General features: G+C 45.0%; 14 protein-coding genes and 4 tRNA genes. 8 read left to right on the top strand and 10 right to left on the bottom strand.

What is annotated here, in order from left to right; translation table 11 throughout:
* Window positions 1-481: 481 nt before the first annotated feature.
* The 8 genes from B2P60_RS02570 to B2P60_RS02535 all read right to left on the bottom strand — a co-directional run bounded on the left by B2P60_RS02570 (window position 482) and on the right by B2P60_RS02535 (window position 6,777).
* Window positions 482-556: transfer RNA gene (locus tag B2P60_RS02570), tRNA-Thr, on the bottom strand.
* 100 nt (window positions 557-656) lie between these two features.
* Window positions 657-730 (bottom strand) — tRNA-Gly (locus tag B2P60_RS02565).
* 85 nt (window positions 731-815) lie between these two features.
* Window positions 816-899, bottom strand: a tRNA-Tyr gene (locus B2P60_RS02560).
* Window positions 900-966: 67 nt separating this feature from the next.
* Window positions 967-1,042 (bottom strand) — tRNA-Thr (locus B2P60_RS02555).
* A 182-nt stretch (window positions 1,043-1,224) separates the two neighbouring features.
* A complete protein-coding gene (locus B2P60_RS02550) occupies window positions 1,225-2,721 on the bottom strand; it encodes an anthranilate synthase component I family protein (RefSeq protein WP_286739283.1) in 1,497 nt (498 codons plus the stop codon).
* 266 nt (window positions 2,722-2,987) lie between these two features.
* The gene (locus B2P60_RS02545) at window positions 2,988-3,989 is read right to left on the bottom strand and encodes an FHA domain-containing protein (RefSeq protein ID WP_286739281.1); all 1,002 of its coding nucleotides are present in this window, start codon (window positions 3,987-3,989) and stop codon (window positions 2,988-2,990) included.
* Window positions 3,990-4,125: 136 nt separating this feature from the next.
* Window positions 4,126-4,980, bottom strand: coding sequence for an RsiV family protein (locus B2P60_RS02540; protein ID WP_286739279.1), 855 nt, complete (start codon window positions 4,978-4,980; stop codon window positions 4,126-4,128).
* A gap of 201 nt (window positions 4,981-5,181) precedes the next feature.
* On the bottom strand, window positions 5,182-6,777 hold the full coding sequence (locus B2P60_RS02535) for a peptide chain release factor 3 (RefSeq protein ID WP_193004632.1): 1,596 nt from the start codon (window positions 6,775-6,777) through the stop codon (window positions 5,182-5,184).
* 318 nt (window positions 6,778-7,095) lie between these two features.
* On the opposite strand from B2P60_RS02535, the gene B2P60_RS02530 reads away from it, so the two are divergent.
* The 4 genes from B2P60_RS02530 to B2P60_RS02515 all read left to right on the top strand — a co-directional run bounded on the left by B2P60_RS02530 (window position 7,096) and on the right by B2P60_RS02515 (window position 12,470).
* Window positions 7,096-7,509: an Ohr family peroxiredoxin gene (locus B2P60_RS02530; protein ID WP_230709101.1), complete on the top strand. Its 414-nt coding sequence runs from the start codon at window positions 7,096-7,098 to the stop codon at window positions 7,507-7,509.
* Window positions 7,510-7,705: 196 nt separating this feature from the next.
* Window positions 7,706-10,672 (top strand): DNA polymerase I, encoded by a 2,967-nt coding sequence (polA, locus tag B2P60_RS02525; protein WP_286739292.1) that lies wholly within the window; start codon window positions 7,706-7,708, stop codon window positions 10,670-10,672.
* Between the two features lie 461 nt (window positions 10,673-11,133).
* Window positions 11,134-11,646, top strand: a complete 513-nt coding sequence (locus tag B2P60_RS02520; protein WP_286739277.1) for a hypothetical protein — start codon at window positions 11,134-11,136, stop codon at window positions 11,644-11,646.
* Between the two features lie 461 nt (window positions 11,647-12,107).
* Window positions 12,108-12,470 carry a hypothetical protein gene (locus B2P60_RS02515; RefSeq protein ID WP_198334160.1) on the top strand — a complete coding sequence of 121 codons (363 nt, stop codon included), beginning with the start codon at window positions 12,108-12,110 and terminating at the stop codon, window positions 12,468-12,470.
* A gap of 125 nt (window positions 12,471-12,595) precedes the next feature.
* On the opposite strand, the gene hemH is transcribed toward B2P60_RS02515, so the two are convergent.
* The gene (gene hemH, locus B2P60_RS02510; RefSeq protein ID WP_286739275.1) at window positions 12,596-13,615 is read right to left on the bottom strand and encodes a ferrochelatase; all 1,020 of its coding nucleotides are present in this window, start codon (window positions 13,613-13,615) and stop codon (window positions 12,596-12,598) included.
* 467 nt (window positions 13,616-14,082) lie between these two features.
* On the opposite strand from hemH, the gene metX reads away from it, so the two are divergent.
* From metX to B2P60_RS02490, 4 genes are all read left to right on the top strand, one after another.
* Window positions 14,083-15,477, top strand: coding sequence for a homoserine O-acetyltransferase MetX (gene metX / locus B2P60_RS02505; protein WP_286739291.1), 1,395 nt, complete (start codon window positions 14,083-14,085; stop codon window positions 15,475-15,477).
* Window positions 15,474-16,091, top strand: a complete 618-nt coding sequence (gene metW / locus B2P60_RS02500) for a methionine biosynthesis protein MetW (protein WP_193004638.1) — start codon at window positions 15,474-15,476, stop codon at window positions 16,089-16,091. The genes metX and metW overlap by 4 nt, the downstream gene beginning before the upstream one ends.
* Window positions 16,092-16,491: 400 nt before the next feature.
* Window positions 16,492-17,073 (top strand): tetratricopeptide repeat protein, encoded by a 582-nt coding sequence (locus tag B2P60_RS02495; RefSeq protein WP_193004639.1) that lies wholly within the window; start codon window positions 16,492-16,494, stop codon window positions 17,071-17,073.
* Window positions 17,074-17,319: 246 nt separating this feature from the next.
* Complete coding sequence (locus B2P60_RS02490) at window positions 17,320-18,393, top strand: rhodanese-related sulfurtransferase (protein WP_286739273.1); 1,074 nt, start codon at window positions 17,320-17,322, stop codon at window positions 18,391-18,393.
* 108 nt (window positions 18,394-18,501) lie between these two features.
* On the opposite strand, the gene serA is transcribed toward B2P60_RS02490, so the two are convergent.
* A complete protein-coding gene (gene serA, locus B2P60_RS02485; RefSeq protein WP_193004641.1) occupies window positions 18,502-19,728 on the bottom strand; it encodes a phosphoglycerate dehydrogenase in 1,227 nt (408 codons plus the stop codon).
* Between the last annotated feature and the right edge of the window lie 219 nt (window positions 19,729-19,947).

The following is a 19,947-nucleotide window of genomic DNA, read 5'->3' as shown; positions in this document are numbered from 1 at the left end:
CATGGGTATTTCCTCTTTTTTTGGTGAATCTTTATCAATCAAAGATCGGTGAATAGCTGTTTGACGGTCTATGATATATATAAAACCATCAAACCGTTGACGCTATGGTTTATCTATCTAAACTATTTTGCAAAACTGTTTTTTGCTCTGTTGCTGTCTACGTTTTGATTCAGTATCTGTGTGACCACTGAATACGTAGATATAGACATTATACGTGCTTTTTAATCTATTGAACAACGTAAGGCATTATACGCTACAGCAATGGTTATATTTTATCTTACTAGCAGTTATTAATGAAGCTGTCTTACAAATAGGGTTGTTATTTATTAATAAACTGACAGCACTAAAAGGCAACACCTCAGTGTCACCTTCAAATCATTACCTGCCACACTGTATTTATAATTTTCAATATCTTATGAATTCAATAACAACGCAAAGCTATATAAATAGCAAAACAAGCAAGTAGGGTTTCACTAATAAATGGAGCTCATATCGAGAATTGAACTCGAGACCTCTCCCTTACCAAGGGAGTGCTCTACCGCTGAGCTATATGAGCGTATATCAAACCTTTAAGCTGCACTAAAAAAAATATCACGATACAGCAAAATAACTGTGGTCGTGATGAATAATTGATAGGCTTTGCGACGGTGTATATATGGAGCGGGTGGCGGGAATCGAACCCGCGTCATTAGCTTGGAAGGCTAAGGTGTTACCATTATACCACACCCGCATTGACTCTTATTCAGATCAACTCTAATCGAGAGTTGTTAACTATAAAGAGTGTGCTTGGCGCTATGACAAACTTTAAAAAAATATGGTGGTGGGGGAAGGATTCGAACCTTCGAAGCTTTCGCGACAGATTTACAGTCTGTTGGGTTTGACCGCTCCCCAACCCCACCTTAGGTTGCTTTGAACAAAAATGACTTTCATTTAAGACAAATTCATAAAAAGCTACTTTGAGAGAGATGGTGCCGACTGCCGGGATCGAACTGGCGACCTACTGATTACAAGTCAGTTGCTCTACCAACTGAGCTAAGTCGGCTTGTTCTCTCAAAGTGGTGGCTATTCTATCAAATATTTTGAGATGCGCAAGCCCTTTTTTATCTTTTTTATTATTATTTTAATAATAATTTTCAAGTAATTGATTATGCTGATATTTTTTATAATTAAAAAGATCGTTATTTGGCGCGTTGGTGACCTGCCTTATATTGCTCTGTTAAACGGCTAGCGAATGCGCAAACCATTACATGCCATTTTTACCGCTTTAACCAATGCCAACGCTTTTTTATTGGTCTCCTCCCACTCCGCTTCTGGTACAGAATCAGCGACGACGCCAGCACCTGCTTGAATGTGGATCTCACCGCGGCGCATCACAGCGGTACGAATAGCAATCGCTGTGTCCATGTTGCCATGCCAGCCCAGATACCCCACTGAGCCGCCAAATACGGTGCGACGCACAGGCTCTATCTCATCAATGATCTGCATGGCACGAATTTTGGGAGCACCTGTCAGTGTACCTGCTGGGAAGGCGGCACAAAAAACGTCCAATGCGTCTTTATCGGGTGATATGGTGCCCTCCACATTGGACGCGATGTGCATCACTTGTGAGTAGCGCTCCACAAACATCTTTTCGGTGACCTTGACACTGCCATACTCACAAACACGGCCAATATCATTACGACCCAAATCAATGAGCATCAGGTGCTCAGCTATCTCTTTTTCATCATTTAGCAGCTCTTGCTCAAGCGCCAGATCTTCTGCTTCATCTTGACCACGTTTGCGGGTACCAGCGAGCGGTCTCACAGTCACTTTGCCGTTTTCAATACGCGATAGTATCTCAGGCGAAGCCCCAATAATGTCAAAGCGCTTATGATCATCAAGCGTATAGCCATGCACCAAAAACAGATAAGGCGATGGATTTAAAAACCGTAGAGCGCGATAGACGGCCAGTGAGTCACCTGTATAGTCGGCTGTCAAACGCTGCGCTGGAACCACCTGCATGACATCGCCTGCTAAGATGTATTCTTTTATCTTATTGACGTCACTACAGTATTTATCCGCGCCGGTTTTTGACGTGAACTTTGGTGTGGGCATCACAGGGGCGCTCAGATTTGGTGTTTCTGCCAGCTTGTCTTCTATTTTTTCTAGATCACGAATGGCTTTACTGTACCCATCCTCATCATTGCAATCGGCATAAACAATAATAGACAAGGTGTTTTCTAAACTGTCGAAAACAATCACGCTCATGGAAAGCATGAGCCACATGTCTGGCATCGACATTGGATTGGGTGCATCAGACAGACCCACCGTTGGCTCTATGACACGTATCATGTCATAGCCAAAGTAGCCGACCAAACCCCCACTAAAGCTCGGTAACGCAGCAATGTCTGCTGGCGTTGGCATCTTATACTGCGCCATCAATGTGCGAATAAAGTCAAAAGGGTCATCCACCGCATCGACATCGATATGATCATTTTTTTTGACTGTCATATGGCCGTCTGCATACTGCAAAATCAGCTCGCTACCCAGACCAATCATCGAGTATCGCGCCCAACGCTCACCGCCGACGACAGACTCAAACAAATACGCAGAACCGTTTAAATCACGCACTTTAGAAAAAACAGATACGGGGGTTTGTGCATCCATTAAACGTTTTTTCACCAGTGGTGCGTGACTAAAGCCACGGTCTTTAAACGCTTGATACTCTTTAAAGGTCATCATAGTAACGCTCTCTTAGCAATATATTGGCAAAAGATATAAACAGTAGAAACAATAATAAAAATACAAATGAAATATAGCGTCAACACTCTACTGAATGCTGACGCTATAAAAAAAGGCGGGTGATAAACAGTGGCTAGGGTGGCTGGTAATCGATAGACAAGTATACCAAATCTCGCTGACGATCACCCTGTCCATAAGGACTGGCCAGTTAGCCAAACCCCTAACATTTACCCGTATTCACAGCTTGGCATCTACGTAAAAACCAATTACGCACCGCCCATATTAAATAACCACAGCGCCAGTCCGATCACAAGAATGGCAAGAAATACCCAGATAAACCAACTGCCGCTCGGTTTTTTCTCTACCTGCCCTGCATTGGCTGGGTTACTAACGGCCTGATCCATCGCGTTATTCCCTTCGGTACCGAGATCACGAGACTGGCCTAGATTAGCCGTACCCGAAAACTGAGCGGTGGCCGCCTGCTTGGCACGCAGTACCTCAGGATCAGCTTCTTCTTGTAGTTCAGTTTTGGTCGTCTTATCGTGCTCTGGTTGGACTGCTGGATCTTCACGTACAACTGGATCTTCACGTACAACTGGCTCTTCACGTACAACTGGCTGCTCTACTAATGGATCGTTATCGACAGAGACTGTCGGTGTGCTTTGTTTGGTTGTCACAGCTTCCTCCTTGATAGCAGTCGCTGGCGATTCTGACAAGGTGGCAGTTTCGCTCGATGCTGGCTCTACATTATCTGTGGTCGGTAAAAATTCTTCGATACCTGTTTTTTGTACCACAGGCTCTTTAACGGTTGACTCTTCGTTCATGTGTGCTTCTTTTACAGTCTCAGCAGCTTCTATTTCATCCGTATTCGTACTAGCCGCTGTACTCTCTGCCGCCACTGGCGCCAACCCTTCAGTCTCTTCTGCCTCATCAACAGGCGCATTCACCTGAAAGCGAAAGCTTGCAAAACCAATCGTATCGCTCCCTTGTAAAAGGTGCGATTTATTACCCTCGATACGTTCGTCATTAATAAACGTACCGTTTGATGAATCCAAGTCTTTTACATACAGTTGACCCTCTAATACGCTTAGCACGGCATGGTTACGCGATACTTGCTTGCTGCCGAGCACCACATCATTATCACTGCCACGACCAACCGACAAGCTTTCACTGACCGTTAATGTCAGATCGCCAAGCGCCTCTGTTAACGCGTTAAGCTGCCAAGTGTCTGCGTCTACCGTCGTGTTCACGCTATCTGTATTATTCATTATGCTGTCACTCCTTATTTTCTATTAAAGTTCAAATGGTTCTAAAACAGTATTGCCAGTCTTCTCAAGATTTTTTTAAGTATGTTAATGTCAGCTGCAATACATTATGTAATGACTATTTAAGTTATTTATTAAGTTATTTAGGCAAAAAGCGAGGCTTTATCACACCATCAAGCTTACTATACGGGATACTGAGTACGGGCATGCCGTAAGCATAGGGACCGATAGAATAATGCTGATAACGAATATCGATGCCTTTATCCGTCAGTGTCACATTGTCACTTAAGGTAAACGGCCAATTTTTCTCATAGCTGCTGATGTCATCGTCCACCGTTTTCACCCACGTTTTATAAGCATCATAAGCGAGCGCCTTAAAACGTGCCTTCTGACCTGATTGCAGCATGTCATTCAGCTGAATGTGTTTTTTGCTGCTGAGATCAAACATCAAGTACTCACTATAAGGCATACCGTGAGCGCCACCAGTGAAGACATACGTGTTAATTTCAAACAACTCAACGTCATTGATGTGACCTAAGTAGTCCGGCGTTACCGTCAGACTGTAAGCCCATGAACGACCCTCAGGCATGTCTCTCAACTGCGATTTAGCAAAGTCATCGATAGCTGCTGTCACCTCTGCCTGACTGCTTATCGTCTTAATAGGCGCTGACTCAGTCGGTTTGCTGTTTACGACTAAGTGATTAATACGGGCGTTGGTAATATCATTTATCCAATCATGATTGGTCTGAAGATATTTAACCTCAATCTCTGGGCAGTTGTCTTTCTCAACACACTGCTCTTGCAGATTTTTAGGCAAAGTATAGTTCAGATAGTCAGTGCTACTAATCAGGCTGCCAGCGTTTGCGGACATAGCCATTGTCCCTAGTAGCACCCCACTCACTAGTAGACCTAACAGACGTGTAGGACTGGCGTTTATCGCTAAGCGCCCCGCCGTTTCTGGGGTTTTGATATCGAAGTGATTCGCAGCGTTCATATATCCTCTTTTATCCACATAAGACGTTACTGAATATTCTACCGTAACCATGGCAACGTATTGTAGGAACACTGTTTGTGTTTTTGAGGTGCTATTCCTACTGAGCACACCCCTTGCCACATTCAATAGATAAATAATAGCTAATAAAAAAGACACGGCTGGCGTGTCTTAAGAGATAGCTATACATTATATTTACGGATATTAGTGCTCACGCGTACTACTAAAGGTGACTTCTGGATAACGATCTTGCATCAGCTGCAAATTAACCCGCGATGGCGCAAGATAGGTCAAATAACCACCACCATCTAACGACAGCTGGTCGTGGGCTTTTTTCTTAAACTTAGCCAGTGCCACTTCATCATCACAGTGAATCCAGCGTACCGTGGCAATCGAGACCGGCTCAAAGATACATTGTACCTTGTACTCTTCTTTGAGACGATGCGCGACCACCTCAAACTGTAGTACACCCACCGCACCCAAGATTAAATCGTTGTTAATCTGCGGCATAAACACCTGTGTTGCGCCCTCTTCACTTAACTGCTGTAGACCTTTTTGCAGCGCTTTTGATTTCAGCGGATCTTTTAGCACCACACGGCGGAACAATTCTGGGGCAAAGTGCGGAATACCGGTAAAGTTCAACTCCTCGCCTTCGGTGAAACTGTCACCGATAGAAATCGTCCCATGGTTATGAAGCCCAATAATATCACCCGGGTACGCCTCTTCTAACGCTTCACGGTCACCAGCGAGGAAGGTCAATGCATCGGCAATGCGCACGTCTTTACCCAAACGCACATGCTTCATTTTCATGCCTTTCTCGTACTTGCCTGAGCAGACGCGTAAAAAAGCAATGCGGTCACGGTGACGCGGATCCATATTTGCCTGAATCTTAAAGACAAACCCACTAAAATCTGTCTCCGTTGCTGCCACTTCACGCTCTTGCGTGGGATGGGATTTTGGCGGCGGCGCATACTTCACTAACGTATCGAGTACCATATTGACACCGAAATTGCCGAGTGCCGTGCCAAACAACACAGGCGTCATCTCACCCGCTAAAAACGCCTCAACACTGAACTCTTCTAACGCCATTTGTACCAGCTCAAGTGACTCTTCAAAGGCATCAAACATCAATGTCCCTAGACGCTCACGTATATCCGGATAATCATAGCCTTCACGGGTCTCAGCAACCGTCATCTTACCGCCATGACCTTTTTGATAAAAGTAAGTCTTATTTTCGGTCAAATGGTACACGCCGATAAAATCTTGTCCCATGCCAATAGGCCAAGTCACAGGAATACATTTAATTTTTAGCACCGCTTCGATTTCACTCAGTAGCTCTAGCGGCTCACGAATCTGACGATCGAGCTTATTGACGAATGAGATAATCGGCGTATCACGCATGCGGCAAACTTCCATCAATTTGATGGTACGTTCTTCGACACCCTTGGCGCCATCCACCATCATCAGCGCGCTATCCACGGCAGTCAAGGTGCGGTAAGTATCTTCACTAAAGTCGGCGTGACCGGGTGTGTCTAGTAAGTTGACGATGTGGTCTTGATAAGGAAACTGCATGACAGAGGTAGTAATCGAGATACCACGCTCTTGCTCCATACTCATCCAATCTGAGGTGGCATGACGATCTGTTTTGCGGCCTTTGACTTCACCAACCACCTGAATCGCCTGCCCCCACAACAGTAACTTTTCAGTCATGGTAGTCTTACCTGCATCGGGATGCGAGATGATGGCAAAGGTACGGCGTTTGGCAACTTCTTTGGCTAACTTTTTTGGATCTACGCTCATAGTTTTCGGCTTCAACGGTTGTGTCATTTAGAAATCAATCTAAATAAATAGAATAAATAATGAGCGTATTGTAGCGGATTTAGCAGAATGGTGCAGAATAAGCGTATAAAAAAACCCGCCCTAATCGTCAAACACAGCGTGTCAGTCGCCTTTTTGGTGGCAATTTATGACAGGGTGTTTGGCCTCGTACTTACAAATACACAGTATATGTTTACGACTGACCTATATAGGAACTTCACTAGTTTGTTATGCTAAATCCCATATTAAAATTTACCGCTTAAATATAAAAATTCAAAATATTAAAATAAAGGATGTGTTATGAAAACATTATATTCTACTAAATCTAAGGTTACTGGCGGTCGCATGGGTACAGCAACGCTAAGCGATAGTGATCTTGAAATAAACATGGCACCGCCAGGCGGCAACCAGAAGGGCAATAATCCTGAGCAGTTACTTGCTATGGGTTATGGGGCTTGTTTTGATAGCGCCTTGGGTGTGGTCAAAAAAATGGAAAGCGCAAGCTTCGGTTCAACGACTGAAACTTCTGTTGATTTGTTACAAGGTGACAATCATGAGTACAAACTTTCCGTAAAAATTCACGTCATTGCTGATAGCACTGATCTATCAGCGGACGACATTCAAAAACTGGTCGAAAAAGCCCACCAAGTTTGTCCCTATTCAAAAGCGACCCGTGGCAATATCGATGTAGAAGTCACCTCAGAAGTAAAATAAGCAGTTAGGGCTTATCTTTACAGAAAAGGTTTCGTATAAAAGAATCCAGTCAGCGCTGGATTCTTTTTTATTTTAGATTTTGGAAAACCCTAGAATATCTCGTAACGGTTAAGCAGTTCGGCACGCGCTGATTTTAGCGTTATAATAAGCACATATTTTATCTAACAGATACTAAGTGACTTTTATGAGCGATAATATGAGCGACAGTAATCACAACTCCCACCAGGCACTCGACCCCAAAGCCCTACCAAACTTTGACACCATGCCCAATGTCGCGACCATGGACACCAGTCACGTCGACAAAGACCAACCGCCTTTTATTTTGGTTGATGGCTCTTATTATCTATTTCGTACTTATCACGCTTTACCAAAAACCATGCAAAACTCGCAAGGGCTGGTAACCAATGCCATTCGTGGCACGCTCAACGCGCTGCTAAAACTGATGCGTCGTTATCATCCGACCCATATGGCCGTGTGTTTTGATACTAAGTCGCCGACTTTTCGCCATCATATGTCTGCTGATTATAAGGCGGCTCGTCCACCCATCGATGTAGAGTTGGTAGAACAGATTCCTTATATTCATCGTTTAGTGACGGCGTTAGGCATTCCGCTGTTACGCATCGAAGGCGCAGAAGCCGATGACATTATCGGCACACTGGCCCACCGTGCGGTTGAACAAGGTCATCACGTGGTCATCTCCACGGGCGATAAAGACATGATGCAGCTGGTCAATGACTGCGTGATACTAGAAGACAGCTTTACCGGTAAAGTGACGGACACCCAAGCGGTCATTGATAAGTTCGGCATCAATCCAAATCAAATGATTGATTTTTTAACTTTAATGGGTGATGCCTCTGACGGTATCAAAGGCGTGCCTGGTATCGGTAAAAAAACCGCGAAAGACCTGCTTATTGAGTACGGCACCATTGACAATATGTTAAAGCACATTGGCTTTATTAAAGGCCGCGGAGCCAAAGGTCTGATTGAGCACGCAGACGATATTCCGTTTAATGCCAAGCTGGCCACTATCGTCACGGATTTGGAGATCGGTCAAGACTGGAATGACTTAAAAATCAATACAGACCCTTGTGCCCACATAAACGAGTTGCGCGAGCTGTATGGTGAGCTTGAGTTTAGAAATGAGCTGGCATCGCTTGATCATCCCAACCATCCCGCCAATGCTAATGGGAACGGCTCGCAAAGTGTCGCTGATAGCCAGGCGGATGCCGAATCCCAAGCGCAAATCGCCAAATCGCTACAATCAACCAAGATCGACAATATCAAAGACAGTAAACATCATGACAAAGCATGGCACACTGTTTTAGATGAGCCGGCATTTGATAATTTGGTCAAATTACTAGAATCTGCGCCGCACTTCGTCATTGATACCGAGACGACCAGCGTTCACTGGCGCGAGGCACAAATCGTCGGTCTATCTTTTGCCGTACAAGCCCATGAGGCTTATTATGTACCGCTAACGCACAGCTTAGAAGGTGATGAGCTGACAGCCAAGCAGCTTGATCGCGATATGGTATTGGCACGCTTAAAGCCTATTTTAGAAAACCCAAGCATTGGTAAAATTGGTCAACATCTAAAATACGACGCTCATATCCTCGCCCACTCCGGTATTGACCTCATCGGTGCCATCCATGAGCAGCCAAATAACTGGGCAATGGATACCATGCTCGCCAGCTATGTGATTAATGCGGCTGTCACTCGTCATGGTATGGACGATCTGGCACGGCACTATCTGCAAACGCAAACCATCAGCTATGAAGATGTCGCTGGCAAAGGGGCGAAACAAGTCACCTTTGATCAAGTCGCCATTGATATCGCCAGTGACTACGCGTGTGAAGATGCCGATATCACTTATCAGCTGTTTGAGGTGTTTAGCGTCGAGCTTGCTAATGACGCCAATAATGCCAAATTACTCCATGAGCTAGAGATTCCAACGGCCCAAATACTTTGTCAAATGGAAGCGCACGGTATCCTAATCAAACGCTCATTTTTGAACGAGCTGTCCAAACGCTTTGATGAAGAAATCATTGCCTTAGAAAAACGCGCGTATGAAGTCGCTGGCGAAGCATTTAACTTAGGCTCACCGAAACAGCTTGGTGAGATGCTGTTTGACAAACTGGGCGTCCCTGGTGGTAAAAAAACCAAGTCTGGTCAATACTCAACAGGTGAGGCGGTCTTGTCAAAGATTGACCATCCATTGGTCGATATTACTTTAGAGTATCGCGGGTTATCTAAGCTAAAAAGTACTTATACCGATGCGCTGGATAATGTGGCAGATGCTAAGACTGATCGCGTCCATACCAGCTACCATCAAGCATTAACCAGTACGGGCAGGCTGTCCTCAACCGATCCTAACTTGCAAAACATTCCGATCCGTACGGCCACAGGTCGCCTGATTCGCCAAGCCTTTATCGCACCAGAAGGTCGCGTGATCTTGGCCGCGGATTACTCACAAATTGAACTGCGTTTGATGGCGCATTTTTCAGGCGATAGCAACCTGACTCGTGCCTTTAACGAAGGGCTGGATATTCACGCGGCCACCGCGGCCGAAGTGCTTGGAAAGGATGTCTCAGACGTGACACCAACCGAGCGCCGTAATGCCAAAGCCATTAACTTTGGACTGCTCTATGGTATGAGCGCCTTTGGCCTTGCCAAGCAGATACAAATGAGTCGCGGTGAAGCGCAAGATTATATCGATATGTACTTTGAGCGTTATCCAGGCGTCAAGAACTATATGATCAACACGCGTACCAGCGCTTATGAGCAAGGCTATGTCGAGACGATATTGGGTCGCAAGCTCTACACGCCCGATATCACTCACAGCAATCGTATGGTCAAACAGGGCGCTGAGCGTGCTGCTATCAATGCACCGCTACAAGGCTCTGCCGCTGATTTGATTAAACTTGCCATGATTGCCGTTGATAAAGTATTACCAAAAGATCAGGCCAAAATGCTGCTACAGGTGCATGACGAATTGGTGTTTGAAGTCGATGCGGATAAAGTGGATGAGATTAGCCAGTTGATTACCGATGCGATGCAAGATGTCTTGACCACGACAGCGGTAGATAAAGGTTGGAGTGTAGACTTTGCCGTGCCGTTACTCGTTGAGACTGATAGTGGGCAAAACTGGGATGAGGCGCATTAATCGCTGATTTCAGTTGGCTAAGATATAAAATGAGTGGGTTTTTTAAGTGCTCAAAAAAAGCGCAAATAAAGCCAACTCACCAGTGCTAATGCGCACTAACATAACAGTTTGGAGAGTACAGTCGATTCACTTTAAGAACGATATAAGGCGACTGGAATGCATTTTTCGCAGCCTCTGTATTAGCAGCAAGCAAGGAAAATTGATACCAGTCGCATGTCGCTATTAACGTATCAATTTTATTTTGTACTGCCTATAGTTAATCATCATACTTATGGTTAAACACGTTGTGCTGTCCAGCTTAACCTTTCCTTATGACCAGTTGGTTAATATAACTAACTGACCACAACAAATTTGGCGTTATAATAGCCGTCTATTAAATAGTATGTCATTGGATAATTTTCGATCTACGGTGAGCCTTTGCGCTCACTTTTTTATTTTTCAAAAACTAGGAGTTTCCTACTTTGGCTTCAGATGGCATCATTGAAATCCCTGGCAACTTGCTCTTGTTCGCCTGTTTGCTACGTTGCGCGCAATATCTTTGGCAGAGCCATCTCAAACACGCACGGGCTTTTTGGTTGGCTGCGGCACTGATATTTTTTACTGTGATACGCCGCGAATTGAACTACCTACCAGATTTATTTGTTCCCAGTGACTTCTCACTTCTCAGCCAATCTTATGACTGGTGGGAAGATAGCATTTTGACCGTTATTTACCTCGTTGCGCTTGGCTTGCTGGCTTACTCAAGGCATTATCTTTATGCGGTATTGAAGCGTGTTCCTGTTTCTCTCTATCTCAGTGTCACGGCATTGGCGGTAATACAATATATGGGAGAAAATGCGATTGTGTTCCCTCATACTATTGGCGGTATCGTCGAAGAGCTGGCTGAAACGGTGATCTATACTATCGCTTTGGTTTATTTATGGCGATTACACTTAAGCGCTTATAGCGGCCAATCATATAGTGGTCAACCATAGAGCGTAAGCAAGCCATATCGTCCTCCGTCACAGTAATACTTTTGCGACCCTCTTACAGACACTGGCAAAAATTGTGCCCAACTCCTCAATGCATTTGGTCAATACCAGATCGGTGCCAACTAAGTCTTTAACATGACGTCATTACACCCATCAAAAACTCATTATCATCTTATAAATTTCCATGACAGCTACTCAACATGAGTGGCCGTTGTTACTTGTCCCCACACACTCATCGCTTGCGCCGACGCTCTATTGACAAAATTACTGTCTTTCGTCTCTATACTCTATCAGATCTTCTTGAGTTATTTTTCGGGCTATCTTACATTTTTTGAACATGCTGTGACAGCTTACTACTATGAGCGGCTAGCATAACGCGTCACACTACTCTTGATAAACAAATCTTGATAAACAAATCTTGATAAACAAAACCAATAATAACCATCGATAGTAAGGAACCCATTATGGACAACTCAAAAACCCCACTACCAAAAGAGATGGATCAAATTGATGGCAATGCCCGTCGCAACAATGACAATAACGATGTCACTCTAGATAACCAAGACAACCAGTTAGTCGACTTAGACAACCCTATGCTGCACACGACTGATGATGACGACGTGATTGATAACAGGGCAGGTTTTGATAATTCAGAAGTCGGCACGGATGCAACTCAAGGTTTGACGCCCATACATCGTCAGAATATCGATGAAGCACGTGTTGATGAGGTGTTGGTTCAAGACAACCTTGATGACAGTGACTATCCAGATGTGGTAGACATCGCGGATAAAGAAGCGGCAGAACGTAGTAATGATGATGACTTTTAACAAAGCCAATTAAGCCATTTTTTGGCTTTAGGCGTGTGTGCCTTATTTGCAAAATAAAAGCCCCTTTATTGCTATTATTTTACTGTTATTAAAGGGGCTTTTGATACGATAAAAAACGTAACTATTTACGCCCAGCCTTCTAACGTTCCCGCCCAGCCTTTGACCAAAGGCACACTTAGGGCTTCGAGCAAATCAATGTGAGCCTCATCAAGGTTTAGTGCTGGAATATAATGATACTCTTGCCCGCCCGCATTTAAAAAGTTATCACGGTTTTCAATCGCCAGCTCCTCTAACGTCTCGAGGCAATCCGCTGAAAATGCAGGGCTGATGACTTGTACTGAACGTACCCCTGATTTACCCCAATCCTCTAGCACCACATCGGTATAGGGCTTGACCCACTCTTGTTTGCCAAAGCGTGATTGAAAGCTAATAATCCACTCATCTTCTTGCAAACCAAGCGCGTGCGCCACTTGTGCGGCCGTACATTTGCAACGACTAGGGTATGGATCCCCTTTATCCGCATAAGGTTGCGGGATACCATGAAAGCTAAACATGAGCTTATCAGGCTTGCCATGCTCTGCTTGAAAACGACGTACCGAATCGGCCAGTGCTTGAATGTACAGCGGGTGGGCAAAGTAATCTTTAACAATCGTATAGTTTGGCAAGTTGCGTTGTTTTAGCGTCCACTTAGTAAGCGCATCATATACCGCCCCACCTGAAGAAGCCGAATACTGCGGGAACAAAGGCAAGATGACGAAATGGTCAACCCCTTCACCGCGCAACGTATCCATCACCTCAGGCAGTCCAGGATTACCATAGCTCATCGCTGGATGTACAGAGACACGAAAGGGGCCCGCACTATCCGCCAAACGCGGCGCTAACAACTCAACTTGGCGCTTTAGTATCTTACGAATCGGCGAGTCCCCCTCCCAGATACTGGCATAAGCCTTTGCCACGCGTTTAGGGCGACTGGGCAAGACAAACAGGTTTAGAATAATCGCCCACAAGAATTTTGGGATTTCAATCACCCGTGGGTCTGACAAAAACTGTTTTAGGTAACGACGCACCGCAGGCGCGGTCGGCTCATCAGGTGTACCAAGGTTAACTAATAGGACGGCGATACGGGGTGGCAGTTCAGGTTTCATAGCAGCACTGTTTTAGGAGTAGGTTAATTAGAGAAAAACATGGGATCATGTCAAAGATTAGCAGATAAAAGATTGTTAAGTCATTATTGAATGAACGCCCGATTAGTGTAGCATTTTATCCCTTAACAACGCATGAGAAAAGTTCACTTATATCGTATGATACTCGATCACTATTCTTTATCACCCACCATTATCTATCTATTATACAGTCACGATAAAAACTCGGCTCAAAAGATGTCCCTCGAAGGTTGTACTCATATGCGCATCACCATACAATAGGCAAGCGCGTTGTAGTAAACAAAGTGTAGGTAAAAAACGTAGGTAAAAACAATGTCGGCAACACAGCCTATCGACATATTGCCATTTTATTTTATTGATGATTGTTGTCTTGCGAGGTAGCTTTGAACGCACGCCCTGATAATACCAGTGACCAGCTCCCAAAAGATGAAGCTGATTTGACTAGCCAAGTGAACACTGTTGGCTCAGTTGGAGTCGTCACGCCCGAAATTTTTCACTTCCCTGAGCCATTAACCTTAGAGTGCAATCGTACCCTGCCCTCGTTTGACTTGATCGTCGAAACTTATGGCACGCTAAACCACGATAAGTCGAATGCCATACTTATTTGTCATGCGCTGTCAGGCAGCCATCATGCGGCAGGTTTTCATAGTGCCGATGACAAAAAGGCTGGCTGGTGGGACAACATGATTGGCCCGAATAAAGCCATCGACACCAATCAATTCTATGTGGTGTGTGTCAACAATATCGGTAGCTGTTTTGGCTCCACAGGCCCCACAACGATCAATCCAGACCGCGTCAGCTCAGACGAGCATCATTTAGACAAACCACATACAAGTGATCATAACGAAGCTCAAGTTTATGGGCCTGATTTCCCTTTGGTTACCATTAAAGACTGGGTAAAAACCCAAGCCATGCTGTCAGACCGCCTAGGCATTGATATTTGGCACGCCATCGTTGGTGGCTCAATGGGCGGGATGCAAGCGCTACAATGGTCGGTTGATTACCCAGATAGGCTCAAGCGCTGTGTGGTGATTGCCAGTACCCCCAAGCTGTCCGCACAAAATATCGCCTTCAATGAAGTCGCGCGTCAGTCCATTCTCTCTGATCCTGACTTCAAAGACGGACGCTACTTACAAGCAGGCACTTATCCTCGTCGTGGCCTGATCCTAGCGCGCATGGTCGGACATATCACCTATTTGACCGATGACGCCATGAAAGCCAAATTCGGCCGTGATTTAAAATCCGGCAAGTTTATGTATGGCTACGATGTCGAGTTCCAAGTCGAAAGCTATCTACGCTATCAGGGCGAACGCTTTAGCGAAAACTTCGATGCCAATACGTATTTGCTAATGACCAAGGCACTAGATTACTTTGATCCGACGCGTGATTATCCAGCAGCAGTGGCAACAGAATCGACAGAACCATTAGTCCCACTTGAGGACTCAATTGGCGCATCAGTCGAGGCCACCAAAAAAGCCACTCAAAATGCGCTAGAAGAGACGGTAACCGCGATAGATGAGGGCGAGAATAACCGTCAGCAAGAGCTTAACGCACTTAAAGCCGCCTTTGCCCACACCCAGTGCCAATATTTGGTTGTGTCATTCACCACTGACTGGCGCTTTGCCCCAGAGCGCTCACAAGAGATTGTCGATGCGCTGATGGCCACTGGTAAGCCGGTCAACTACATTAATGTCGATGCACCGCACGGTCATGACTCATTCTTATTTGATATTCCGCGTTATATGGGCGCCGTCAAAGGCTTTTTAACCGCGCCATTTATAACAGGTAGCCTACCGAAAAACAGCCGCGGCAACAATCATCAGAAAACAGGAGCGCGCTCATGAGAATGGACCATCAGTTGGCTGAGCGTTGGATTGCCCCGCACTCACACGTGCTTGACTTGGGCTGCGGTAATGGTGAGCTGCTCGCGCACTTGCAACAAAACCGCGGTGTGACGGGGTATGGGCTGGAGATTGATGAAGAAAAAATCAATGACGGCATTGCCAAAGGTTTATCTATTATTGAGCAAGATCTCAATGATGGTTTAGCACGTTTCGCTGATAACAGCTTCGACACTGTCGTTATGGCGCGGGCCCTACAAGCGGTAAAATCACCAGATGTATTATTGCTTGATATGCTGCGGGTGGCTCGCGAAGCCGTCATTACCTTTCCTAACTTTGCTCACTGGCAAAACCGCCTACACTTGGGACTAAAAGGCCTCATGCCCGTCTCAGAAGCTCTGCCTTATGAATGGTATAACACCCCAAACATTCATCTGTGTACCTTTAAAGACTTTGAGCAGCTGTGCGCCAAGCATGATATTCATATCATCAACCGCTTTGCGGTCAGTGACTCTGAGAAAGGTCACACGACTCTGATGAAGTCATTGATACGACAAGCCCCCAATCTGTTGGCCGATGTGGCTATTTACCGTGTCACCAAACAACAGCCAAAATAATCCAAGGGTTTATTAATGGACATGCAGCGGATCCATAAGGTCAGTTTTTAACCTTAACACGGTATTAATCCTTTATTGCGCTTAAGTAACTCTATGATTTTATTGAGGACAATGAAGTACAAATAGGAATTAAATCGTGTAATTAGTATTTGAGTTTCGTAAGTTTGGGTGTTAAGCTAGCAAAATAGTGTCAATCGCACCATGTTTTTCACCGTTTATCGGTTGAATGAAGACCATCTGCCATGACTTTATGCGTTGTCACACTACAATGATGAATGATATTGCTAATAATTAGGTAAGCTGCTAAAGCAAGATTTCACCTAATTGTTATCACCGTCTAAACGGATTTGACGGTACAACTTTTTCTTTTGCTTATTAACTGCCTAATTTTGGAGCTGCTATGAAATTATTAAAAGCTGCGTTGTTTACTGCCTTATTTTCTTGTGCCGGTATTGCCAACGCTGAGTTAATATCAAACGTACCACTGGACACGTCACGCTTTGAGCTGATGCCTATTAGCGAGCTATCTAATCGTGCGGCTCAAGGTAATGACCATGCTCAGTTTTACCTAGCCAAGCGTTTGCAAAAAGGTGAAGGGGTTGCCCAAAACACGCAACAAGCGATTCAGTGGTACACCAAAGCAGCAAACCAAGGCGTCGCTCCTGCTCAATTGAACCTTGCCATCATGTACTTGCGCGGTGAAGGTGTCCAGCCAAACTTGCAACAAGCCCGTGTTTGGTTAGAGAAAGCCGCCATGCGTGGCGATAACCGTGCTAGCTATACGCTTGCGTTGTTAGACGAAAAGCAAAAAAATCTTGTCGATGCGTATAAATGGTACGACTTGGCTGCCCGTGATGGTATGCTCGATGAAAAAGTGCGTAACAAAGCACGCGGCAAAATCGGCCAGTTGGCATTGAACTTATCAAGTGCAGACATCGCGAGCGCCCGCACCAAAGCAGATACTTGGTTCCAGAGTAAGTAAACTCTACTTTTGAACTTACGCCGCGAATATAAAAAAGCTCAGTATTTTACTGGGCTTTTTTGTTTTTTAGCATTCCTTCAAGTGCTTTGGTGCCTATAGAATATTTTAATAAAATCGCCAACATATTCTAAAAATTTGCTACACTACGCGCGCATTGGCCAATTCCACAATTGCACCAATGTTTTATCACTTCAAAAAACTTAACGTATTGCACTAGGTTTGCGACCTAGCCAGCAGGAGAAAGACATGAGCACGACCCAAAATAGCAATATCCAAGATACCACTGTAACTGATGATAAGTCAGCCCCCGCCTACGATAGCGTCACTAATAATATCGTTGTGGCTGCCCTTTATAAGTTCACGCGCTTTGCTGATTTTGAGCAATACCGCGAGCCAATTTTAAACACTATGCTCGATAATGAGGTCAAAGGCACCTTGTTAATCGCAAGCGAGGGCATTAACGGTACGATTTCTGGCACGCGCCAAGGTATTGATAATGTCCTTGAGTATCTACGTAGCATCGAAGCGATTGGCAGCTTTACCTTTAAAGAGTCTTATACTGATGCCCAACCTTTTTATCGCACCAAAGTAAAGCTCAAAAAAGAAATCGTGACCATGGGCGTAGAAAACATCGACCCATTACAGTCAGTCGGTCGTTATGTGAAACCTAGTGAGTGGAATGCGCTAATCTCAGATCCAGACGTTATTCTCATTGATACGCGAAACGACTATGAGGTAAAAATCGGTACGTTCCAAAATGCCGTCAACCCCAATACGGAAACTTTCCGCGAGTTTCCTGAATATGTGGCAAAAGAGCTAGATCCCGCGAAACATAAAAAAGTTGCGATGTTCTGTACCGGCGGTATTCGCTGTGAAAAGTCCACCGCTTATATGCGTGAGCAAGGGTTTGAAGAGGTCTATCATTTAGAAGGTGGTATCTTAAAATATCTAGAAGAAGTCCCGACCAGTGACTCTATGTGGCAAGGCGACTGCTTTGTCTTTGACAATCGCGTTTCGGTCAATCATAACTTAGAAAAAGGCAGCTATGAGCAATGTTTTGCCTGCCGTATGCCCATCACTGCCGATGACATGCAAAGCCTTGCCTATGTTAAAGGCGAGTCATGCCCGCACTGTATCGATAAAGCCACAGACGAGCAAAAAGCCCGGTTCCGTGAGCGTGAGCATCAAATGCAGTTAGCCAAAAAACGTGGCGAAGCCCACATTGGTAGCGACGTTATCGATGTGATAGAAAAGCGCAAAGCAGCTAAAATTGAAGCCCGCCTGCAAGCAGAAGCAGCTAATCATATCAAAGCTGACTAGGCTGTCGCCTGACGCCATAAAAAAAGAGATGCCCTAGTGAATAGAGCATCTCTTTTTTAATACCAGTTTTTCATGAGAAGTTGTATATTCAGGCAATCAGCGCTGTTATTAGAATAAAATACGCACGCGGATCGTTTCTTCTACGTCTTTTAACTGATCTAGCGCGGCTGTTGAGTCATTGTAGTCGACATCCATGACCAAATAACCGACATCGCCTTCTGTCATTAGGCTCTGTGCGAGGATGTTAATCCCTGCTTCAGCAAACAGGCGGTTGATCTGTGACAATACGCCCGGTACGTTTTTATGAATATGGAGCAGACGATGCGAGTTTTCTTTAAACGGAACAGAAACCTCTGGGAAGTTGACAGCAGTCGCGGTATCGCCTTGATCAGAATATCTGACAAACTTATCAGCTACTTCTAGACCAATATTGGCCTGCGCTTCTTGCGTTGAGCCACCGATATGCGGCGTCAAGATGACATTATCAAACTTACGCAGTGGTGATTCAAACTCTTCATCAGCTGATTTTGGCTCTTTTGGGAACACGTCAATTGCCGCGCCCAATATCTTTCCAGACTCAAGTGCCGCCGCCAGATCGTCGATCTCGACACAAGTACCGCGAGCGGCATTGATAAAGTAGCTGCCCTCTTTCATTTGCGCGAACTGCTCCGCTTTCATCATGTAACGCGTGCTTGGCACATCAGGGACGTGCAACGTCACGATATCAGCCGTTGATAGCAGCTCCTCTAAGCTGCCTACTTGTACGGCATTGCCCAGTGGCAGTTTGGTCACGGCGTCATGATAGATGACTTTCATACCAAAACTTTCTGCCAACACAGACAACTGCGAGCCAATAGAGCCATAACCGACGATACCGATGGTTTTACCACGCACTTCATGTGAGTTGGTCGCAGACTTGCCCCAGCCGCCGCGATGGACGGTTGCATTTTTTTCAGGGATACCGCGGTATAGCATGATGGCTTCAGCCAATACCAGCTCAGCCACTGAACGGGTGTTAGAGAATGGCGCGTTAAAGACTGGGATACCTAGATCACGAGCCGCGTCTAAGTCTACTTGGTTGGTACCGATACAAAAGCAGCCAATACCGATCAGCTTGTGTGCGTGCTCAAGGACGTCACGTGTCAGCTGCGTACGCGAGCGAATGCCGATAAAATGCGCATCTTTAATTTTTTCGATCAGCTCATCTTTATCTAAGGCGTGACTGATATTCTCAATATTATGATAACCAGCTCCTTCTAGTACTTTTAACGCATTGTCATGCAGGCCTTCGAGCAATAAAAACCGGATTTTGTCTTTTTGTAGTGATAACGCCATATGAGAACTGTCCTATAATTGCTTATAAAATTATCTAAGGGATAATCTATGATGAATGAAACGAAAACAGTCTAGATATCTTACACAAAATCGGGCGCTGATGTTAGCAGATTAGATGAATTATTGATTATCAAGCCTGAAAACTTTTTATGCTATAGTGAATTATTTTGTTCAACATTGATTGCATTGCTTTTTCCTACTGACGCTCAACTATGGACA

Source organism: Psychrobacter sp. UBA3068 (assembly GCF_002366815.1).
In the GTDB taxonomy this organism is placed as follows: domain Bacteria; phylum Pseudomonadota; class Gammaproteobacteria; order Pseudomonadales; family Moraxellaceae; genus Psychrobacter; species Psychrobacter namhaensis.
Note: the sequence above shows the minus strand (reverse complement) of the source record. Positions and strands in the feature narration are given on the sequence as shown.

Coding starts and splice junctions, on each gene's coding strand:
- B2P60_RS02550 (WP_286739283.1), bottom strand. CDS start 2,721: ATGATGACCTTTAAAGAGTATCAAGCGTTTAAAGACCGTGGCTTTAGT.
- B2P60_RS02545 (WP_286739281.1), bottom strand. CDS start 3,989: ATGAATAATACAGATAGCGTGAACACGACGGTAGACGCAGACACTTGG.
- B2P60_RS02540 (WP_286739279.1), bottom strand. CDS start 4,980: ATGAACGCTGCGAATCACTTCGATATCAAAACCCCAGAAACGGCGGGG.
- B2P60_RS02535 (WP_193004632.1), bottom strand. CDS start 6,777: ATGAGCGTAGATCCAAAAAAGTTAGCCAAAGAAGTTGCCAAACGCCGT.
- B2P60_RS02530 (WP_230709101.1), top strand. CDS start 7,096: ATGAAAACATTATATTCTACTAAATCTAAGGTTACTGGCGGTCGCATG.
- polA (WP_286739292.1), top strand. CDS start 7,706: ATGAGCGACAGTAATCACAACTCCCACCAGGCACTCGACCCCAAAGCC.
- B2P60_RS02515 (WP_198334160.1), top strand. CDS start 12,108: ATGGACAACTCAAAAACCCCACTACCAAAAGAGATGGATCAAATTGAT.
- hemH (WP_286739275.1), bottom strand. CDS start 13,615: ATGAAACCTGAACTGCCACCCCGTATCGCCGTCCTATTAGTTAACCTT.
- metW (WP_193004638.1), top strand. CDS start 15,474: ATGAGAATGGACCATCAGTTGGCTGAGCGTTGGATTGCCCCGCACTCA.
- B2P60_RS02495 (WP_193004639.1), top strand. CDS start 16,492: ATGAAATTATTAAAAGCTGCGTTGTTTACTGCCTTATTTTCTTGTGCC.
- B2P60_RS02490 (WP_286739273.1), top strand. CDS start 17,320: ATGAGCACGACCCAAAATAGCAATATCCAAGATACCACTGTAACTGAT.
- serA (WP_193004641.1), bottom strand. CDS start 19,728: ATGGCGTTATCACTACAAAAAGACAAAATCCGGTTTTTATTGCTCGAA.